The organism is Pseudomonas sp. B22129 (assembly GCF_044218875.1).
In the GTDB taxonomy this organism is placed as follows: Bacteria; Pseudomonadota; Gammaproteobacteria; order Pseudomonadales; family Pseudomonadaceae; genus Aquipseudomonas.
The window spans coordinates 1588061-1607762 of record NZ_CP162592.1; the positions used below are offsets into that span (position 1 = coordinate 1588061).

Below are 19702 nucleotides of genomic sequence, written 5' to 3' on the forward strand. Positions count from 1 at the left end.
TTAACAGAGAACACACCTATGCTTTTTTCCCGTAAGGCGGTTTCCAAGCGTCACCTGCTGCTGATCGCAGCCGGTTTCAGCACCGTGTTGACCGGTTGCGCCACGTCGCCGGCCTCCAAGGTCGCGTCGAGCACCAAGGTCGAGTACTACCCGAACTGCTACGAGCCGGTGCAGCACTTGCGTGCGACTGATTCGAACATGACCAAGTCGGTCGTGACCGGCGCGGCCATCGGCGCAGCGGGCGGTGCACTGCTGGGCGCCCTGACCGGCGACTCCGACAAGCGCGGGCGTAACGCGGCGATCGGCGCAGCGGGCGGCGCCCTGGCCGGCGGCGCGGCGGGTTACTACACCGAGCGCCAGAAGCAGATCACCGATGACAACCAGCGCATCGCGTCGTACTCCACCGACTTCAACAAAAGTGCCTCCGACATCGACCGCAGCACTGCCTACGCCAAGGCGTCCCAGCAGTGCTACCAGAGCGCGTTCACCAAGCTGGTGAATGATCGCAAGGCCAAGACCGTCAACGATACCGAAGGCCGCAAGCGCCTGGCGGAAATTGTCTCGGGCCTCAAAGAGTCGAACGACCTGATCGTTGCGGTCAACGGCAAGGCCAGCGAAGACCTGAACAACTACACCCAGGCCTACGAGCAAGACCTGCAACAAGTGGGTGTCCAGCGTGCCGACGTAGTGACCGTGGCGACCGCCGACACCACGCCGCCTGTGGCTGCGGCCAAAGGCAAAAAAGCCGTGAAACCGGCGAAAAAAGCCGCGCTGCCCACCGTGCCGAAAGAAGCGGTGACCACCGAGAAGAGCATCCAGACCGTGCAGGCCAAGCAAGCTGAAAGCAAGCAGGTTGCCAGCGCCGGTAAAGCGCAGATCGAAGGCACGTGCCGCGATCCGAACCTCGCCGACTGGGCGCCGGTGCCGTGCCCTAACGTTTAAGTAACATGCTGCTATAAGCGTCAAACGCCAGCCGATCTTCCGCTAATGCGCAAGATCGGTGGCGTTCTTTTTGCAAATCGTTAAACTGCTGCGGCCACTCAATAATTACACCGAGGCCGTGTGCATGAAATTTCGTCTTTTGTTGTGGGTGCTGGGCCTGATGATGGGCAAAGCCAGCCGCACCAATCCTGCCTTCCAGCAACAGTTGGGTGACAAAGACCTGGCGTTCCAGTTGCAGACCCTCGACGGCAAGGTTGCCCGTCACTTCATCGTCAAAGACCAGCGCATCACCAGCCGCTCGGGTGTTCACCCGGCGCCGGCGTTTGCCATCGCGTTCAAGGATGCCGCCTACGGTTTCGCCACGATGCAGGCGAAGAACAAGCAACTGGCGTTCATGACGGGGATTCAGGACAAGTCGATTCAGATCAAGGGCAACCCGGCGCTGGTGATCTGGTTCCAGGGGTTGACCAAGTATTTGAAGCCGAAGAAAAAGAAGTAAGGCTTTCAGTTAGACCGAGGTGGATTCTTCGCGAGCAAGCCCGCTCCCACATTCGACCGCATTCTCATGTTGGAACTCGGTCAACTGTGGGAGCGGGCTTGCTCGCGAATGCGGTCCAACAGGCTACATGTTTAACCCTGGCTGAACTGGGACGCCAATTCGCGCAACAGCACCTCGGCATCCAGCACCTTGCCCACCACTTCCTCCGCCTTGTCGCGGCTCAAGCCCAGACGCTCAAGCAGTGCATCCGGAATGGCCTCATCCGGCCCGGACCCAATGCCCCGGCTGCGCAACAAGCGCACCGCCAGGCAGACCAGGTTCGGGTATTCGGCGTACTGGCCGTCGTAGCTCGGGTCGTGCTGGAAGCGCAAGGCGGTGGACAACTCGTCCGGCATGTCCCAGTAGCGCATCAGCCAGGCGCCGATCTGCTCGCGGCTGATGCCCAGCAAGTGTTGCTCGACATAGCTGTGGCACAGGTGCGGGTTGACCTCCAGGTGCCGGCAGATCAGCGAGAAGTGTGGCGGAAACACGTGAGCCAACAGCAGATAACCGAAGTTGTGCAGCAGGCCGGCCAGGTAAGTCAGGCCGGCTTCCGGGCGCTGGGCGCGGGGCATGGCACGGGTCAGGCCTTCAATCACGGCGGCGGTGTAGATCGACTGATGCCAGTACGGCGTGGACTGGTGCGGGTGGTCTTTGGGCAAGCTCAGGGTTTTACCCAAGGCCAGGCCCAGCGCCAGGTTGATCACCAGATCGAAACCCAGCACGCGCACGATGGCGTCTTCCACCGAACGAATTTTGCCCGGCGACGCGTAGTACGGCGACGCGGCCCAGCTCACCACTTGGGCGGCCAGGGCCGGGTCGGTTTCGACAACGCCGGTGATGTCATCGATGGTGGCGTTGGGGTCGACGCGCAGCTTGATGATCTTCTGCGCGGTGTCGGCCAGCGGCGGAATCTCGAGAGTCGCTTCCAGGCGCTGCTGGATGCGGCGGGCGGTGAACGCCTGCATGGCCTGGGTGATTTCCTCGCGGTCATCATTCGGGCGGTCGAGGTTGGGGCGGATGTTGCTCAACGGCTCGCCGAAGTGCCCGGCAGTGGCTTTGGTGAGCATGGTCTTGAAGTCGCCGCTGGCGATTTCCAGCAGCAAGCCGGCTTCACCCGAGTGCACCAGCAAGCTCGGTTGATCGAGCAGGCTGCCTTCGTACAGGCAAGGCGAGGTGGTGAGCGCCGGCAGGCCCGGCAGCAGGCTCAGGCTGTGTTTGCCCAGCATGCGCTCGACGCGATCCGGCGACACGGCCGTGAGGCGGCGCCCGGTCAGTTCGGCGAGGCGGTTGAGGTCCAGCAGTTGGTTCTGGGGGAACAGCACCATGAGTGCGCCAACGGCATCTTCCAGCAGAACGGCCTGGACCTTTCGCGCGGGATTCAGGCCAGGTTGCTCTGCAACCTCCGTGAACGGAATAGCGAGCTTTGCGAGCAGAGCCCGAATGACCGGCGGGGCGGTCAGTGGGGCTGTGGCGAGGGCAACTTCTGACATGGCCTGATCCAAATTCGTACAGTCACCGAAGTATAACCAGCTTGATACAACTGTTGGTCGACTAAGTGAGTCAGGCGTCACACTTGGCCATATTGCTGCCCATGCCGCAGCCAGCGGTCGAGCAACGGGCTGACGTGATCCGGCCATCGCTCCAACAACGCTTGCGCGGCGTCACGCACGGCAGGCAACAGGTCGGCATCGCGCATCAGGTCGGCGACCTTAAATTGCAAAAGGCCCGTCTGGCGGGTGCCGAGCATTTCGCCGGGGCCGCGCAGTTCGAGGTCTTTTTCGGCTATCACAAACCCGTCGTTGGTTTCGCGCATGATGCCCAGGCGCTGGCGGCCGATCTGCGACAGCGGCGGATGATAGAGCAGCACGCAATGGCTCGCGGCGCTGCCCCGGCCGACACGCCCGCGCAATTGGTGCAGTTGCGCGAGGCCCAGGCGCTCGGGGTTTTCGATGATCATCAGGCTGGCGTTGGGTACGTCCACTCCGACCTCGATCACCGTAGTGGCCACCAGTAACTGCAGGTTGCCGGCCTTGAATTCGGCCATGACCGCCGCTTTTTCCGCAGGCTTCATGCGCCCGTGAATCAAGCCGACCTTGAGCTCGCCCAAGGCGCTGGTGAGGTCTTCAAAGGTGGTTTCGGCGGCCTGGCAGGTCAGTTCTTCGGATTCTTCAATCAGCGTGCACACCCAGTAAGCCTGACGACCTTCGGCGCAGGCGCCGCGCACGCGCTCGATCACTTCGACGCGGCGGGTGTCGGTGACCAGCACGGTGTTGACTGGGGTACGACCGGGCGGCAGTTCGTCGAGGATCGAGGTGTCGAGGTCGGCGTAGGCGCTCATGGCCAGGGTGCGCGGGATGGGGGTGGCCGTCATGATCAACTGGTGCGGGTTCATGCGCCCGCCCACGCCTTTCTGGCGCAGGGCCAGGCGCTGTTGCACGCCGAAACGATGCTGTTCGTCGATGATCACCAGCGCGAGGTTCTTGAACTGCACTTCGTCCTGGAACAGCGCGTGGGTCCCCACCACCATCGGCGCGCCGTTGGCGATTTGCTCCAGGGCGGCGGCACGCACTTTGCCCTTGAGCTTGCCCGCCAGCCAGGCGACTTCCAGGCCCAGGGGTTCAAGCCAGCGCTTGAAAGTGATGAAGTGTTGTTCGGCGAGAATCTCGGTCGGTGCCATCAGCGCAACCTGGTAACCGGCCTCTAACGCCTGCAAGGCGGCGAGGGCGGCGACCACGGTTTTGCCCGCGCCCACGTCCCCCTGAATCAGGCGCAGCATGGGTTCGTGCTGGCTGAGGTCGTAAGCGATTTCATTGCCCACGCGCTGTTGGGCACCGGTCGGCGCGAAGCCGAGGTTGGCCAGGTATTGTGCAGGCAGGCGTGTAGCTTTCGGCATCGCGGGTGCGCGCAAGGAACGCATGCTTTCGCGCAGGCGCTGCTGGGACAGTTGGTGGGTCAGCAGCTCTTCGAAGGCCAGGCGGTGCTGGGCCCAATGGTGACCCAGGGCCAACTCGTCGACATCGGCGTCAGCGGGCGGGTGATGCAGGTAACGAATCGCATCGTCCAGCGACGCCAGTTGGTAGTCGCGCGCCAGTTCGAGCGGCAGCCAGTCGGGCAGGCTTTTCGGACCGAGCATCGTCAGGGTTTGCATGCACAGTTGGCGCAGGCGCTGTTGGGTCAGGCCTTCGGTGAGCGGGTAGATCGGTGTGAGGGTGGTGTCGACCGGCGGTGGCTCGTCGCCGGTGATGGCGCGGTATTCCGGGTGGTAGATTTCCAGGCCCGATGCTCCGGGGCGCGCTTCGCCGTAACAGCGCACGCGCGTGCCACGCTTGAGACCTTCTTTCTGCGCATTGCTGAAATGATAGAAGCGCAGGCTCAGGCCACCGGTGCCGTCCTGCAGGCGCACCACCAGGCTGCGGCGCTTGCCCATCACCACGTCGGCGCCGCTGACGGTGCCTTCGACCACCGCGTCCTGCCCGGGGCGCAACTGGCCGATGGGCACCACTCGGGTGCGGTCCTGATAGCGCAGGGGCAGGTGAAACAGCACGTCCTGGAGATTTTCCAGGCCGACCTTGGCCAGTTTCTCGGCCATGGCTTCACCGACACCCTTGAGTGCCGTCACCGACACCTGTGACAGCTCAGTCATACGTCTGTTTAGCTCGCAGCAGGCGGCTTGGCCACCGAACACAGGCGGATCGAGTCGGCGAGGATCTCAATGGCTTTCGGGCGCGGGAAGCTGGCACGCCAGGCAATTGCCACGGTGCGGAACGGCACTGGCGGCGTGAGCGGGCGCACAGCGATCACGCCGGGGGCGTAGTGATGGCTGTCCACGGCCGACAACGGCAGGATCGAAATGCCCAGGCCGGAAGCAACCATGTGGCGTATGGTTTCCAGGGAGCTGGATTCCACGGTGGTGTGTTTGGCGCCGTCGTTGCCCTTGGTCAGGGTCGGGCAGGCTTCCAGCACCTGGTCGCGGAAGCAGTGGCCTTCGCCGAGCAGCAGCAGGCTCTTGTCATTGAGCAGGCCGGCGTCGATGGTGTCTTTCTGCGTCCACGGGTGCGAAGCCGGCATCAGCACGTAGAACGGCTCGTCGTAGAGCGGCAACGTCAGCACGTCGGCTTCGTTGAACGGCAGGGCGATGATGATTGCGTCCAGCTCGCCGTTGCGCAGTTTGTCGCGCAGCACGTGGGTGAAGTTTTCTTCGATATACAGCGGCATCTGCGGCGCGACGCGGTGCAGTTGCGGAATCAGGTGCGGGAACAGGTAAGGGCCGACGGTGTAGATGGCGCCGACTTTCAGCGGGGCCGTCAATTGGTTCTTGCCGGCCTGGGCCAGTTCGCGAATGCTTTGGGCTTGCTCCAGTACCTTCTGGGCCTGGGCAACGATGCCTTCGCCGACCGGAGTCAGGCGCACGGCGCTCTTGCTGCGCTCGAAAATCAGCACACCGAGTTCGTCTTCAAGCTTTTTCACACCCACCGACAGCGTCGGCTGGCTGACATGGCAACGCTCGGCCGCGTGGCCGAAATGCTGCTCTTGGGCGAGGGTCACGATGTAGCGTAATTCTGTAAGAGTCATAGCGAGCGTCCATGAGGTTGCGGGCCAAGCATACCGGCTGCAATCGATAGACGCACGTTATCAGAGACAGTGGTACTTACGACACCCGGTAATCGGGTGTCGTGAAGCATGACTCAATTTTGTGGGTACTTGAACGTGAAGGTTTCGGTGAACGGGCCCCACCATTCCGGCACACCGGTTTCTTTGTCGATATGGTGGAAGAAGCCGTTGATCTGCGGGCTCTCATAGCGCAGCACCACGGTGTAGGTGCCAGGGCCGTCCATCTTCACGTTGTTGGCGTAATGGGCGCCGTCTTTGGCGACCATGGGCAACAGCGTGCCGATTTCCTTGTAGTTCGGCGAGCCCTGCTTGACCAGCGAATAGCTGATGCTCAGGTACGGTATCCACTCACCGTTGGCGAACCCGTATTTGTTGTCGGCGGTGGCGTGCACATCGGTTTCCAGGTGCACCGAGTCTTTGTCCATCACCATGCCTGGCGGCATCGGCGCCATCTCGATGCCGGTCAGGTAGGACGAGGCGATCTCCATGTCGTGGGCCTGCACGGGCCCGCCAATAGGATACTCGCGCGCTTGGCTGTAAGCGGAAAACGCCAGCGTGGTGGCGAGTGCCAGTGCTGCGGCGACGGGTTTGCACAGGTGCTTCATGGGTGATGCTCCAGGGTGGGTGGTCAGGATTGAGAGGGGCGCGAGTGAATCAGGCGGCTGCCCACCACAAGGACGGCGAGGGTGAGCAGCCAGGCAAACAGCTGAACGCCCAAGGGGCGGTCGGTGTAGCCGGTCATGGCTTGCAGGGCGCGGCCGCCGAGGCTGGCGTCGGAGACCAGCCATGAGGTGTCCCAGAGCTGATAGCCCCAGGCGGGAATCAGGTTGATGCCCGCCAGAATGGCCGCGGCGCGACCGGCCATGCCGGCGGCGAGCACGGCGATCATCCAGCTGGTCACCGAGAACAGACGCTTGAGGCTGATGACCAGCAGGCCGCGATACAGCAACCACGACAAGGCGCCGCCAGCCGCAATGCCGAGCAGGCCGCCGATCAGCATGGTCAGTGGTTCGGTGTGGGTGGAGGCGGCGATGCCGTAGAGAAACAACACAATCTCCGAGCCTTCACGCAGCACCGCGACGGTAATGACCACAGCCAGGGCCAGCAGGGATTTGTCGCCTTTTTGCACGGCCAGGCCGGTGCTGCGCAGCTCGTTCGCCAGCTCGCGGCCATGGCTGGCCATCCACAGGTTGTGCCAGCCCAGCATGAACACGGCGACGATCAGAATGGCCGCGTTGAAAATTTCCTGGCCGAAGCCATCCAGCGCTTGGGTGATGGCGCCGGTGAACAACGCCAGGATGCCGGCCCCGCAAACGCCCGCGACGATCCCGCCGGCGATGAACAGTCCGCGCCGGGCCAGGCCCTGGGTAGCGGCCATGACAATACCGATCACGATCCCGGCTTCCAGCACTTCTCGAAACACAATCAACAGGCAGGCGAGCATGGCTTACTCCTTGGCCGCGACGGCAGTGACGGTGCCTTTGGCCTGGTCCGGGTGGTAGTCGTCGAAAAAGCTGTAGGTGCCAGGGTGCATCGGCCCGGCGAACACGGTGATGGTGTTGCCGGGCACGACGATTTTTTCGAACTTCATGTCGTAGCTTTCGAACTCGTCGACGCTGTCATCGTTATTGGTGAGCTGGATGCGAAAGCGTTCGCCGGCCGGAACCGTGAAGGTCGAGGGCGAAAAGGTATGGTTCTGGACGGCCAGGGTGATGACCTGATCGGCATGGGCTGCGCAAGACGCGCCAGTGAGCGCGAGCAGAAGGGCGGGGGTGCGCAGAATGCGGGGCATCGCGAAAACCTCTCAAATGAGAACTGTTCGCGCATGCTTGGCTTTGTATTGGAATGTTACAAGTGAAGACGCATGACATCGGTCATGCATTCAGCTGCGGTTCAGCAGTAAGCGGGCGGGGTGCCCAAGAAGGGAAATGGGCACCCGCAGGTGCCCATTGGGAGTGGCTCAGCGGCGGCGCTTTTCAATGTTGTAAACGAACGGCGCGACGATTTCGACGCTGCCGCCTTTCAACATATCCGCCGGTGGCTTGGGCAGTGGCTGGGCACGACGAATCATGTCCAGGGTCGCGCGGTCCAGGTCGGCGTTGCCGGAGCGGCCCACCAATTCATAGGACAGCACGTTGCCTTCTGCATCGACCACGAAACGCAGGCGGTTCAAGCCTTCCTTGCCACGTTGTTGCGCGCCCGGCGGGTACTTCTTGTACTTTTGCAGGTGCGCCAGCAGGGTGCCTTCCCAGGACGCTTTGGCCGCGACCTGTTGAGGCGACGGGCCTGGCGTTGGCTGGGCCGATTTTTCAGTCGGTGCATTGTTCTGCGGGCTCTCGCTCGGCGGCTCTTCGGAAGGTTTTTCCTTGGGCGGCTCGGGCTTCTTCTCCACAGGCTTTGGCGGCTGAGGTTTGGGCTTGGGCTTGACCGGCTTGGGCACCTGAATCGTTGGCTTGGGTGCCTCGGCCAGTTTCGGCAGGGGCAGCTCTTCCACCGGTGCAGGCGGCTGCGGCGGCGTGATCACCTTGGGCGGAGCCGGCGGCGGCGGTGCGGGCATCGGCGCCAGGTCGATGACCATGGCCGCCGGTGGCAGCGTCACCGGATGCGGCGCGGACCATTGGAGCGCGATGATGATCGCGACGGCATGCACGCCCAGCACGACGGCGAGGCTGGTGCCATACCGCGTCAGTTTGTGGCGCGTCGTGATCATTTCTTGGCTGCCGTCTCAAGTCCGACCAGGCCCACCTTGAGGTAGCCGGCTGCCCGCAGGGCATCCATCACGCTCATCAGGTCGCCGTAGTCCACGCCCTTGTCGGCCTGGAAGAAGATCGTCGTGTCTTTCTTGCCTTGGGTCTTGGCGTCGAGCACCGGGCCCAGGGTTTCAGCTTTGACTTCTTCTTCGCCCAGGTACAGGCGTTGGTCCGCCTTGACGCTGAGGAAAATCGGTTTCTCCGGCCGCGGCGCAGGCTTGGCGCTGGACGCGGGCAGGTCAACCTTGATGTCCACGGTGGCCAACGGTGCGGCCACCATGAAGATGATCAGCAGCACCAGCATCACGTCGATAAACGGCGTGACGTTGATTTCGTGGTTCTCGACGAGTTCATCGTCGCCTTGATTCAAATGCAGGCCCATGGCCGATTACCCCACTTTCACCATGTGCGGTTGCGAGCTGCGCTCGGTAGGCAGGTGATCGAGGTCGCGGCTGACCAGCAGCAGGACTTCTGCCGACGCGTCCGACACCTGGGCCTTGTAGCCGGCAATCGAACGGGCGAAGACGTTGTAGATCACCACCGCAGGAATCGCGGCAACCAGGCCCAGGGCCGTGGCCAGCAGGGCTTCGGCGATGCCGGGGGCAACGACGGCGAGGTTGGTGGTCTGGGTTTTGGCGATGCCGATGAAGCTGTTCATGATGCCCCACACGGTACCGAACAGGCCCACGAATGGCGCGGTGGAACCGATGGTCGCCAATACGCCGGTGCCGCTGCTCATGTTACGGCCACAGGCTGCAACCAGGCGCTCCAGGCGGAAGCTGACGCGTTCCTTGATGCCTTCCTTCTCGCGGGTGTTGGCCGACAGGCGCATTTCTTCCAGCGCGTCGTGTACCAGCAGGTTGGCCAGCGTGCCCTTCTTGGTCGCGGTGTCGCTGGCTTCCTTGAGGGTGGTGGCTTTTTTCAGGTGGACGATTTCAGTGCGCAGGCGACGCTTGGCGCCGAGCAGCTCGAAGCCCTTGGCGATCCAGATGGTCCAGGTAATGATCGAGGCGATGGCCAGGCCGATCATCACGGCTTTCACCACGACGTCAGCATTCTGGTACATGCCCCACGGCGACAGGTCGTGAGCCATGCCCAGCGAGTTGTCTTCTTCCAGTACAACACCGCCATCATCGGCAGGCGCGGGAGCCGCAGCCTGGGCCGGGTCGGTGGCCGCAGGTGCCGCAGCAGGTGCGGCCGGTGTCGCTGCATTGTGTTCGGCAGCGGCCGGAGCGGCGGGTGCGGTGGCATCAGCGAATGCGGCGGTCGGCGCCAGCAGTACGCTGAACAGCATCGCAGCCAGCGCACGCCAGGCGCGGGATGGGCTGTGAGGCTTGGTTGGCGAAGCGGGGTTTGTATTACGTGTCATGCTGGCCGGACCTGAGAGAAAAAATGAGTGATCGTCCTGCCAGACCCAAGAGGGTCGAGGACAAATGGGTAGTCATTATTGCAAGTAATTCTTGTTAACAGAAGTAATACAGTTACTTTATTTGTCCTTTTGCTGGCCGCTGGTCATCTCCGGCGGCTAATCTGCGCCTTTAAGAATGGAGTTTTCGGATGTCTGCGCCTTCTGTTGTGATTGCCGGTTGCGGCGATGTGGGTAGTCGGCTAGCCAGCCAATTGCTGGCCTCGGAATGGGAGGTACATGGCCTGCGCCGTGATATTTCGAAGCTTCCCGAGGGTGTGATCGGCATTGCCGGCGACCTGTTCAAGAAAGACTGCCCCGACACTTGGCCGATCGGCGGGGTGGATTACCTGGTGTATTGCGCGGCTGCGACCGACCACGACGAGGCGGGTTACCGCGCCGCTTACGTGCAAGGTTTGCAGCATGTACTGGAGTGGCTGGGCGACTACGGCCAGGAGCCCAAGCACCTGTTGTTTGTGTCCAGCAGCAGTGTGTACGGGCAGCAGAATGGCGAGTGGGTCGACGAAACGTCTGACACCCAGGCGCAGGGCTACTCCGGCAAAGTGATGCTGGAAGCCGAGCAAGTGGCGCTCAACAGCGGTATCCCAGCGAGCATCGTGCGTTTGACCGGCATCTACGGCCCTGGCCGTGAATGGTTGTTGACCCAAGTGCGCCAAGGCTACCGAGTAGCGATCGACCCACCTTTATATGGCAACCGGATTCACGCGGATGACGCGGCGGGCCTGTTGGCCTTTTTGCTGCGTCATGTGGAGCAGGGCGGTGCGTTGGACAAGGTTTATATCGGCGTGGACGACGTGCCTGCGCCGTTGGCGGAAGTGGTGGGCTGGTTGCGCGAGTATCTCGGTGTGACCGAATGGGCGGACGATGCGAGTGTGCGTAGGGCGGGGAGTAAGCAGTGCAGTAATGCGCGGGCCAAAGCGCTGGGCTGGGTGCCGACGTATCCGAGTTACCGCGAAGGCTACGCGGCGATTCTCAAAGGCTGAAACGCGGTTAGGCATGTGGGAGCTGGCTTGCCTGCGATGCGGGCGCCTCGGTGTATCAGTTGTACCGAGGTGATGCATTCGCGAGCAAGCCCGCTCCCACACAAGCCCGCTCCCATATTTGGATCCAGGTGACGCGGTTTACTGTTTTTCCAGCAGCCACTGCCGTGGGCCGGGCGTAAACGAAGGCACTTCATCCGCCAGCGCCGTATTCACCGCCTGGAAGATTTCCAGCTTCTTGCCCTTGCGCATGAAGATCCACGGGTTGCCCTGGCCGTTCAGCTGCAGCCAGATGCTGTCATAGCCGCCACTCATGGAGGCGCAATCGCCGGCCAGGCACAGCGAATACTGATCAACCCCAGGCAGGCCGGCGACTTTGCCGTTGGCCTGGAATTGAACGGTGGCACCGTCACCATTGCCGTCCTTGATCTTCCAGTCACCGCCCAGATAGGCCGCATACAGCGCACGCTCGAAGTTGGCGCCCAATGGCGCGCCTTCCGGGGCCGGGTCTTTGGCGCGGGCGAACAGTTGCTCGGGCTCGTTGTCGTTGGCAACTTGCAGCAATTGTTTGCCTTTGCGCTTGAGTTCGGTAGCGGAGCTGCCGTAGAACTCGACGCTCCAGGCGCCGGATTTCTCACCGAGCAATTTGCCTTCAGCTACTTCAAAACCGTTGTAGTAGCGGGCCTGCGAAGCCTTGGGGTTGACCTCCCACTCGAGGTTCGGGCCAAAAGTTTGCAGGGCTTCACGCAAAGGGCCGCCCTTGGCTGCCGCGTTGATGGCGGCCTGGTTGATCCAGGTGCCGCTTACATCCAGGTCGGCGGGGTTGCTGGCACAGCCGCCGAGCAACAGGGCGAGCAACGAAGAAGCTAGAAGCGCTTTGCGCATTACGAAATCCTTCTGAAACGAAGTCGGCGCAACCTGAAAAGGTTGCGCCGGATGTTTTTACTCGATGACCAGAATCGCGTCCATCTCAACCTGCGAGCCCTTTGGCAGGGCGGCAACGCCAATGGCGGCACGGGCTGGGTACGGCTGCTCGAAGTACTTGCCCATGATCTCGTTGACCTTGGCGAAGTGGCTCAGGTCGGTGAGGAAGATGTTCAGTTTGACGATGTCCTTGAACGAACCACCGGCCGCTTCGGCCACCGACTTGAGGTTTTCGAAGACCTGTACGGTCTGTGCTTCGAAACCTTCAACCAGTTCCATGGTTTTTGGGTCCAGTGGAATCTGGCCGGACATGTAGACGGTGTTGCCCGCCTTGATCGCCTGGGAGTAAGTACCGATGGCGGCCGGGGCTTTGTCGCTGGTGATAACGGTCTTGGTCATGTGTGACTCCTTGTAAGAGGTTTATTAGGCACGCATACGGGTGATGCGGATGACCCCGGTCAAGGCGCGCAGTTTCTTGATCACGCGGGCCAGGTGCACGCGGTCGTGCACGCTGACCACCAGTTGGACCACGCTGATGCGACCATCGCGCTCGTCCATGCTGATTTTTTCGATATTGCCGTCGGCGGCGTTGACGCTGCTGGCCAGCAGGGCGATCAGGCCGCGCTGGTGCTCCAGCTCGACGCGCAACTCGACGTTGAACTCGCCGGTGACATCCTTGGCCCACGAGAGCTGGATGCATTTTTCCGGGTTGTGGCGGATTTCGGTGATGTTGCGGCAGTTGTCCAGGTGCACGACCATGCCTTTGCCTGCCGACAGATGGCCGACAATCGGGTCGCCCGGGATTGGCGTGCAGCACTTGGCGTAGCTGAGCACCAGACCCTCGGTGCCGCGGATGGCCAGCGGGCCTTCGGGGCTTGGCAACTGTTCGCCTTCGCCGAGCAGACGGCGGGCGACCACGTAGGCCATGCGGTTGCCCAGGCCGATATCTTCCAGCAGGTCTTCGATGGTTTCCTGGCGGTACTCGTGGAGCATCGCTTGCACGCGCTCGGCCGGGATTTTGTCGAGGGCGCTGTCGAAGCCGTTGAGTACCTTGTTCAGCAGGCGTTCGCCCAGGCTGATGGACTCGGAACGGCGTTGCAGTTTCAAGGCGTGACGAATGTGTGTGCGCGCCTTGCCGGTGACCACAAAATTGAGCCAGGCCGGGTTCGGGCGCGCGCCCGGTGCGCTGACGATTTCGACCGTGGAGCCGCTTTGCAGCGGTTCGGACAGCGGCGCGAGGCGACGATTGATCCGGCAGGCGATGCAGCTGTTGCCCACGTCGGTGTGTACCGCGTAAGCAAAGTCGACCGCCGTGGAGCCTTTGGGCAGCTCCATGATCCGGCCTTTGGGCGTGAACACGTAGACCTCGTCCGGGAACAGGTCGATCTTCACGCTTTCGATAAATTCCAGGGAGTTGCCGGCACGTTGCTGCATTTCCAGCACGCCCTTGACCCACTGGCGGGCGCGGGCATGGGTGCCTTTGGGCTGCTCGTCGCCGCTGGATTTGTACAGCCAATGGGCGGCGATGCCGTTGTTGGCCATCTCTTCCATTTCACGGGTGCGAATCTGGATTTCGATCGGCACGCCATGCATACCAAATAACGTGGTGTGCAGTGACTGGTAGCCGTTGGCCTTGGGAATCGCGATGTAATCCTTGAAACGGCCTGGCAGGGGTTTGTACAAATTATGTACAGCGCCCAGCACGCGGTAGCAGGTGTCGACCTTGTCGACGATGATCCGGAACGCGTACACGTCCATGATCTCGTTGAAAGCCCGGCGCTTGCCGCGCATCTTTTTATAGATGCCGTAGATATGCTTTTGCCGACCGCTGACTTCGCCTTCAATCTCGTCGATCGCCAGGCAATGGCTCAGCGACTCTTCGATCTTGTTGACGATTTCCTTGCGGTTGCCCCGGGCACGCTTGACCGCCTGATAGATGCGCGCCGAACGCATCGGGTGCATGGCCTTGAAGCCAAGGTCTTCGAACTCGATACGAATGGCGTGCATGCCCAGCCGGTTGGCGATGGGCGCGTAGATTTCCAGGGTTTCCTTGGCGATGCGCCGGCGTTTTTCGCCGGACAGCACTTCCAGCGTGCGCATGTTGTGCAGCCGGTCGGCCAGCTTGACCAGGATCACCCGGATGTCGCGGGCCATGGCCATGGCCATCTTCTGGAAGTTTTCCGCCTGGGCTTCGGCCTTGGTTTCGAAGTTCATCTGGGTCAGTTTGCTGACCCCGTCGACCAGTTCGGCCACGGTTTCGCCAAATTGCGCGCTGAGCGCTTCCTTGGCGATGCCGGTGTCTTCGATCACGTCATGCAGCATCGCGGCCATCAGGCTCTGATGGTCCATGTGCATGTCGGCCAGAATGTTTGCCACGGCAAGAGGGTGCGTGACATACGCCTCGCCACTGCGGCGGCGTTGGCCGTCGTGGGCTTGTTCGGCGTAGAAATACGCTCGGCGGACCAGGTTGACCTGGTCTGGGCCGAGGTAGGCCGATAAGCGATCGGCGAGGGCGTCTATGCTCGGCAAAGTGTGAACTCCTGCCGTTGGCTGTGACCCCGCGCCGTGCTACGTCGACCAGGCATAGGCTTAGACGGCCTCGTTGGACTCGTCCTCGAACGCTGCAAACAGCGGTTCGTCTTCAACGATTTCGGCGTTGGCGATGAACTCGTAGCTCATCAGGCCTTCAGCGATTTCACGCAGGGCCACTACGGTAGGCTTGTCGTTTTCCCACTGGACCAGGGGCTCTTTGCCGCCAGTGGCCAGTTGACGGGCACGCTTGGTAGAGAGCATGACCAGCTCAAAGCGGTTATCCACGTGTTCTAGGCAGTCTTCAACGGTTACGCGGGCCATGGTATTCCTCGGAGCGAATGCAAGATGCGCGCTGCCCGGTTGGGCGAGCGGACTGAACAGTTTAAAAAATCACCAGCGTTTAGGGAAGCGCTGATTTTTCGCAAGCCTTCGTAAAACCGCTGCACGTGCCAATGTAAAGCCCTTGCAGCGGTTTTGGGAAGCGCCAATCAGCCGAGCAATTCAGCGAGCAATTTGCCGAAACGCTGCTGTTGACGCTTTTGCTGGAGCTGATTGGTGCGGAAAATCGCCTTCAAATCATCCAGTGCGTGGGCAAAATCGTCGTTGATGATCAGGTAGTCGTAGTCGACGTAGTGGCTCATTTCGCTGACGGCCTCACGCATGCGGCCTTCGATGATCTCGTCACTGTCCTGGCCACGGTTGGTCAGGCGCTGGTGCAAGGCTTGCAGCGACGGCGGCAGGATGAAGATCGAACGCGCCTTTGGCATCAACTGGCGCACTTGCTCGGCGCCCTGCCAGTCGATTTCCAGGATCAAGTCGTGGCCTTCGTCCAGGGTCTGCTGCAAGTGGCTCTGCGAGGTGCCGTAAAGGTTGCCGAACACTTCGGCGCGCTCCAGGAAGTCACCGTGCTCGATCATCTTGACGAACTCGGTGCGCTCGACGAAGTGATAGTGCACGCCGTTCACCTCGCCCGGGCGCATGGCGCGTGTGGTGTGGGAGACCGAGATGCGGATCTGCTCGTCAGCGTCGGTCAAGGCCTTGACCAGGCTGCTCTTGCCCGCGCCCGAGGGGGCGGAAATGATGTAAAGGGTGCCGGTGCTGTGGGTCATGGAGGTTGCCTTACTCAATATTCTGTACTTGTTCGCGCATCTGCTCAATCAACACTTTGAGGTTGACCGCAGCCTGGGTGCTGCGCGGGTCAAACGCCTTGGAGCCCAGTGTATTGGCTTCGCGGTTGAGTTCCTGCATCAGGAAGTCCAGGCGCCGACCGGCGGCACCGGCGGATTTGAGCACCCGGCGCACTTCAAGAATGTGGGTGCTCAGGCGGTCGAGCTCTTCGGCCACGTCGCTTTTCTGGGCGAGCAGGACCATTTCCTGCTCCAGGCGCGTCGGGTCGAGGTCGGCCTTCATGTCGGCGAAGCGGTCGAGGACCTTCTGGCGCTGGGTGGCGAGCATCTGGGGCACCAGTTCACGCAGGGTGACCACGTCCTCTTCAATCGAGGTCAGGCGCTCGCTGATCAGGCGGGCCAGCTCGGCGCCTTCACGTTCGCGGCCGGCCTTGAGCTCCTTCAAGCCCTGGTTGAACAGGGCAAGGGCTTCGGCGTTGAGGGCTTGCGGGTCAGTGGCGTCGGCGACCAGTACGCCGGGCCAGGCCAGCACTTCCAACGGGTTCAGCGCGGCGGGCTGCTTGATCAGGCCGGCGATGGTTTCGGCGGCTGCGACCAGTTGCGCGGCGCGGTCACGGTCAACCTGCAGCGGTTTGCCGGTGGTTTCTTCGGTAAAGCGCAGGGTGCATTCCAGCTTGCCTCGGGAAATGCCCTGGCGCAGCGCTTCACGCACGGCGCCTTCGAGGTCGCGAAAGGATTCCGGCAGGCGCAGGTGCGGCTCCAGGTAGCGGCTGTTGACCGAGCGCAGTTCCCAGCTCAGGGTGCCCTGGACGCCGGCTTTTTCGACGCGGGCGAAGGCGGTCATGCTGTGCACCATGGAAGTACCTCGCGATGCAGTCCCGCAAATACGGGTGGGTGGTTAAATTGAAGCCGACAGGCTGCGAAGGCGCAGGAGTGTAGCGCAGTGGGGCGGGCGCGCCCAAACAATGGGCGATGGGCAGGCCTTTCGTAACCGAATTTTTAGAAGTGCCCCGAAACGGTTCGCGGCTCTATAATGTCGGCAGTTTTTCGTCCTCCGTACAGGTACCCCCTATGAAACGTCCAAGTGGTCGCGCTGCCGATCAGCTCCGCTCGATCCGCATCACCCGCAACTACACCAAACACGCCGAGGGATCTGTACTGGTCGAGTTTGGCGATACCAAGGTGATCTGCACCGTCAGCGTCGAAAACGGCGTTCCGCGTTTCCTCAAAGGTCAGGGCCAGGGCTGGTTGACCGCCGAATACGGCATGCTGCCGCGCGCCACCGGCGAGCGTAACCAGCGTGAAGCCAGCCGTGGCAAGCAAGGCGGCCGCACCCTGGAAATCCAGCGTTTGATCGGTCGTTCCCTGCGCGCAGCCCTGGACATGTCCAAGCTGGGCGACGTGACGTTGTACGTCGACTGCGACGTGATCCAGGCCGACGGCGGCACCCGCACCGCGTCCATCACCGGTGCCATGGTGGCCCTGGTCGACGCACTGAAAGTGATCAAGAAGCGCGGCGGCCTGAAAGGCGGCGACCCGCTCAAGCAAATGATTGCTGCCGTGTCGGTGGGCATGTACCAGGGCGAGCCTGTACTGGACCTGGACTACCTGGAAGACTCGGCCGCCGAAACCGACCTGAACGTGGTGATGACCAGCACCGGCGGTTTCATTGAAGTACAGGGCACCGCCGAAGGCGCGCCGTTCCAGCCTGCTGACCTGAATGCCATGCTCGCGCTGGCTCAGAAAGGCATGACCGAGATCTTCGAACTGCAAAACGCCGCGCTCGCTGACTGAGCCGGTCGACCTCAAGGAGAAACGCCATGAATGACAGTCAACTGCCGGAACCCACGCTTTCCTACGAAGTGCGTCAAAGTGCAATGTTGTGTCATCTCGCGGCGTTTCTGGGGTTTGTGTTCCCCTTCGGCAGTGTCGTGGGGCCGCTGATCCTGTGGCAGATGAAGAAGGAAGTCAGCCCGTTCATCGATGATCAGGGCAAGGAAGCGCTGAATTTCCAGATCACCGTGGCCATCGCCTGGATCGTGTGCATCGTGCTGGCCTTTGCGGTCATCGGGTTCTTCCTGATGACGGCCCTGGCCATCGCCAGCGTGGTGCTGACGATTATTGGGTCGATCAAGGCCAATAAGGGGATCGCCTATCGCTACCCCTTGACCTGGCGACTGGTCAAATAATGAACGCCCACAAAAAAACCGACAGCGATGTCGGTTTTTTTGTGCCTGGAAAAAGACTTCAGATGGTCAGTGTCCAGTCGTAGTCCACGATCAGCGGCGCGTGCTGCGAGAAGCGTGGCTGGCGCGGCAAGCGTGCACTGCGCACGAAGCGGCGCAGGCCCGGAGTCAGCAACTGGTAGTCGAAACGCCAACCCAGGTTAAGCATCTCGGCCTGTTCGTTATCCGGCCACCAGCTGTACTGGTCGCCTTCACGGCTGACTTCGCGCAGGGCATCCACATAGCCCATGTTGCCGACAATCTCGTCCATCCAGGCACGTTCCGGTGCCAAGAAGCCCGGGGATTGCTGGCTGTCGCGCCAGTTCTTGATATCCAGCTTCTGTTGCGCCACGTACAGCGAGCCACAGTAAATGTACTCGCGACGTTTACGCCGCTGTTTATCCAGGTAACGGGCGAAATCGTCCATTAGCTTGAACTTCTGGTTCAAGTCTTCATCGCCGTTCTGCCCCGAAGGGAGCAGCAAGGTCGCGATGCTGACCTTGTCGAAATCGGCTTGCAGGTAGCGCCCGTAGCGGTCGGCTGTCTCGAAGCCGAGGCCGCTGATGACCGCCTTGGGTTGCAACCGCGAATACAAAGCCACGCCACCTTGGGTGGGCACTTCGGCATCGCAGGCATAAAGGAAGTAGCCATCCAGTTGGAAGGCTGGGTCGTCCAGTTCAAAGGCGGAGGCGCGGGTGTCCTGCAGGCAGATGACGTCGGCATTCTGTGCTTGCAGCCAACTGAGCAAACCACGCTCGACTGCAGCCTGAATACCATTGACGTTCACACTGATGATCCGCATAAATGGCCCCAAAAATCGCGTGCGTGTATGATACACGCCGTCTACCTAATTAGCTAAATCCGTGGTATCTGAGGCTTTTTTCATGCAGGCGTATCAACGCGATTTCATTCGTTTTGCCATCGATCGCGGCGTTTTGCGCTTCGGTGAGTTCACTTTGAAGTCCGGGCGCACCAGCCCGTACTTCTTCAATGCGGGCCTGTTCAACTCGGGTTCGGCCCTGGCTCAGCTGGGTCGTTTCTATGCGGCGGCCATCGTTGAAAGCGGTATTTCCTTCGACGTGCTGTTTGGTCCGGCCTACAAAGGTATTCCTTTGGCAGCGGCGACCGCCGTAGCGCTGGCTGAACATCACGGGCAGGACCTGCCATGGTGCTTCAACCGCAAAGAAGCCAAGGCGCATGGCGAAGGCGGCAGCCTGGTTGGGGCTCCGCTCAAAGGCGACGTGCTGATCATCGACGACGTAATCACCGCTGGCACCGCTATCCGCGAAGTGATGCAGATCATCGCTTCCCAGGACGGCGCCAAGGCGGCCGGCGTGCTGATCGCGCTGAACCGCCAGGAGCGCGGCAACGGTGAGTTGTCGGCGATCCAGGAAGTGGAGCGCGATTTCGGTATTCCGGTAGTGAGCATTGTGTCGTTGAACCAGGTGTTGCAGTTCCTGGAAGATGATGCGCAGCTCAAGCAGCACTTGCCGGCTGTTCGCGCATACCGCGAGCAATTTGGCGTCTGACGCAGTAAGTCCTGTGAAGTGGGTTTGTGTGGGAGCGGGCTTGCTCGCGAATACGGTGTTTCAGAAACATATCCGGTGACTGACACGCCGCTTTCGCGGGCAAGCCCGCTCCCAC

General features: G+C 61.6%; 22 protein-coding genes. 6 read left to right on the forward strand and 16 right to left on the reverse strand.

Going from position 1 to position 19702, the window contains the following annotated elements:
- Window positions 1-18: 18 nt before the first annotated feature.
- Together tagQ and AB4P94_RS07115 are read left to right on the forward strand one after the other, a co-directional pair.
- Window positions 19-942 carry a type VI secretion system-associated lipoprotein TagQ gene (tagQ, locus tag AB4P94_RS07110; RefSeq protein ID WP_395609974.1) on the forward strand — a complete coding sequence of 308 codons (924 nt, stop codon included), beginning with the start codon at window positions 19-21 and terminating at the stop codon, window positions 940-942.
- A gap of 124 nt (window positions 943-1066) precedes the next feature.
- Window positions 1067-1441 (forward strand): hypothetical protein, encoded by a 375-nt coding sequence (locus AB4P94_RS07115; RefSeq protein ID WP_003195530.1) that lies wholly within the window; start codon window positions 1067-1069, stop codon window positions 1439-1441.
- A 131-nt stretch (window positions 1442-1572) separates the two neighbouring features.
- On the opposite strand, the gene AB4P94_RS07120 is transcribed toward AB4P94_RS07115, so the two are convergent.
- From AB4P94_RS07120 to exbB, 9 genes are all read right to left on the reverse strand, one after another.
- Complete coding sequence (locus AB4P94_RS07120) at window positions 1573-2973, reverse strand: HDOD domain-containing protein (protein ID WP_395609975.1); 1401 nt, start codon at window positions 2971-2973, stop codon at window positions 1573-1575.
- Between the two features lie 77 nt (window positions 2974-3050).
- Window positions 3051-5126: an ATP-dependent DNA helicase RecG gene (gene recG / locus AB4P94_RS07125; protein ID WP_395609976.1), complete on the reverse strand. Its 2076-nt coding sequence runs from the start codon at window positions 5124-5126 to the stop codon at window positions 3051-3053.
- Window positions 5127-5134: 8 nt separating this feature from the next.
- A complete protein-coding gene (locus AB4P94_RS07130; RefSeq protein WP_003213305.1) occupies window positions 5135-6055 on the reverse strand; it encodes a hydrogen peroxide-inducible genes activator in 921 nt (306 codons plus the stop codon).
- Between the two features lie 113 nt (window positions 6056-6168).
- Window positions 6169-6699, reverse strand: coding sequence for an iron transporter (locus AB4P94_RS07135; RefSeq protein ID WP_395609977.1), 531 nt, complete (start codon window positions 6697-6699; stop codon window positions 6169-6171).
- A gap of 23 nt (window positions 6700-6722) precedes the next feature.
- Window positions 6723-7538: an FTR1 family protein gene (locus AB4P94_RS07140; protein ID WP_395609978.1), complete on the reverse strand. Its 816-nt coding sequence runs from the start codon at window positions 7536-7538 to the stop codon at window positions 6723-6725.
- Between the two features lie 3 nt (window positions 7539-7541).
- Window positions 7542-7886, reverse strand: a complete 345-nt coding sequence (locus AB4P94_RS07145; RefSeq protein WP_395609979.1) for a cupredoxin domain-containing protein — start codon at window positions 7884-7886, stop codon at window positions 7542-7544.
- Window positions 7887-8054: 168 nt separating this feature from the next.
- Entirely contained in the window at window positions 8055-8804 is a 750-nt protein-coding gene (locus tag AB4P94_RS07150; protein ID WP_395609980.1) for an energy transducer TonB, read from the reverse strand.
- A complete protein-coding gene (exbD, locus tag AB4P94_RS07155) occupies window positions 8801-9226 on the reverse strand; it encodes a TonB system transport protein ExbD (protein ID WP_099236655.1) in 426 nt (141 codons plus the stop codon). Before exbD ends, AB4P94_RS07150 begins: the two co-directional genes overlap by 4 nt.
- A 6-nt stretch (window positions 9227-9232) precedes the next feature.
- A complete protein-coding gene (gene exbB, locus AB4P94_RS07160; RefSeq protein ID WP_395609981.1) occupies window positions 9233-10213 on the reverse strand; it encodes a tonB-system energizer ExbB in 981 nt (326 codons plus the stop codon).
- A 188-nt stretch (window positions 10214-10401) separates the two neighbouring features.
- On the opposite strand from exbB, the gene AB4P94_RS07165 reads away from it, so the two are divergent.
- Window positions 10402-11253: an SDR family oxidoreductase gene (locus AB4P94_RS07165; protein WP_395609982.1), complete on the forward strand. Its 852-nt coding sequence runs from the start codon at window positions 10402-10404 to the stop codon at window positions 11251-11253.
- A gap of 138 nt (window positions 11254-11391) precedes the next feature.
- Here the strand turns inward: AB4P94_RS07165 and AB4P94_RS07170 are convergent, their stop codons facing one another.
- The 6 genes from AB4P94_RS07170 to AB4P94_RS07195 all read right to left on the reverse strand — a co-directional run bounded on the left by AB4P94_RS07170 (window position 11392) and on the right by AB4P94_RS07195 (window position 16689).
- Window positions 11392-12135 (reverse strand): hypothetical protein, encoded by a 744-nt coding sequence (locus AB4P94_RS07170; RefSeq protein ID WP_395609983.1) that lies wholly within the window; start codon window positions 12133-12135, stop codon window positions 11392-11394.
- A gap of 57 nt (window positions 12136-12192) precedes the next feature.
- The gene (locus tag AB4P94_RS07175; protein ID WP_025130815.1) at window positions 12193-12573 is read right to left on the reverse strand and encodes a RidA family protein; all 381 of its coding nucleotides are present in this window, start codon (window positions 12571-12573) and stop codon (window positions 12193-12195) included.
- A gap of 24 nt (window positions 12574-12597) precedes the next feature.
- The gene (spoT, locus tag AB4P94_RS07180; RefSeq protein ID WP_056860838.1) at window positions 12598-14703 is read right to left on the reverse strand and encodes a bifunctional GTP diphosphokinase/guanosine-3',5'-bis pyrophosphate 3'-pyrophosphohydrolase; all 2106 of its coding nucleotides are present in this window, start codon (window positions 14701-14703) and stop codon (window positions 12598-12600) included.
- 60 nt (window positions 14704-14763) lie between these two features.
- Window positions 14764-15027: a DNA-directed RNA polymerase subunit omega gene (gene rpoZ / locus AB4P94_RS07185; protein ID WP_003176920.1), complete on the reverse strand. Its 264-nt coding sequence runs from the start codon at window positions 15025-15027 to the stop codon at window positions 14764-14766.
- Between the two features lie 167 nt (window positions 15028-15194).
- Window positions 15195-15815, reverse strand: coding sequence for a guanylate kinase (gmk, locus tag AB4P94_RS07190; RefSeq protein ID WP_017253726.1), 621 nt, complete (start codon window positions 15813-15815; stop codon window positions 15195-15197).
- 10 nt (window positions 15816-15825) lie between these two features.
- The gene (locus AB4P94_RS07195; protein ID WP_395609984.1) at window positions 15826-16689 is read right to left on the reverse strand and encodes a YicC/YloC family endoribonuclease; all 864 of its coding nucleotides are present in this window, start codon (window positions 16687-16689) and stop codon (window positions 15826-15828) included.
- 215 nt (window positions 16690-16904) lie between these two features.
- Here AB4P94_RS07195 and rph point away from each other — a divergent pair, with 215 nt between their 5' ends.
- Both rph and AB4P94_RS07205 read left to right on the forward strand, forming a co-directional pair.
- Window positions 16905-17627 carry a ribonuclease PH gene (gene rph, locus AB4P94_RS07200; protein ID WP_003213280.1) on the forward strand — a complete coding sequence of 241 codons (723 nt, stop codon included), beginning with the start codon at window positions 16905-16907 and terminating at the stop codon, window positions 17625-17627.
- Between the two features lie 26 nt (window positions 17628-17653).
- On the forward strand, window positions 17654-18022 hold the full coding sequence (locus AB4P94_RS07205; protein WP_016969929.1) for a DUF4870 domain-containing protein: 369 nt from the start codon (window positions 17654-17656) through the stop codon (window positions 18020-18022).
- A 58-nt stretch (window positions 18023-18080) separates the two neighbouring features.
- Here the strand turns inward: AB4P94_RS07205 and AB4P94_RS07210 are convergent, their stop codons facing one another.
- The gene (locus AB4P94_RS07210) at window positions 18081-18860 is read right to left on the reverse strand and encodes an exodeoxyribonuclease III (RefSeq protein WP_003195493.1); all 780 of its coding nucleotides are present in this window, start codon (window positions 18858-18860) and stop codon (window positions 18081-18083) included.
- Between the two features lie 82 nt (window positions 18861-18942).
- Here AB4P94_RS07210 and pyrE point away from each other — a divergent pair, with 82 nt between their 5' ends.
- Window positions 18943-19587, forward strand: a complete 645-nt coding sequence (gene pyrE / locus AB4P94_RS07215) for an orotate phosphoribosyltransferase (RefSeq protein ID WP_395609985.1) — start codon at window positions 18943-18945, stop codon at window positions 19585-19587.
- Window positions 19588-19702: the final 115 nt, after the last annotated feature.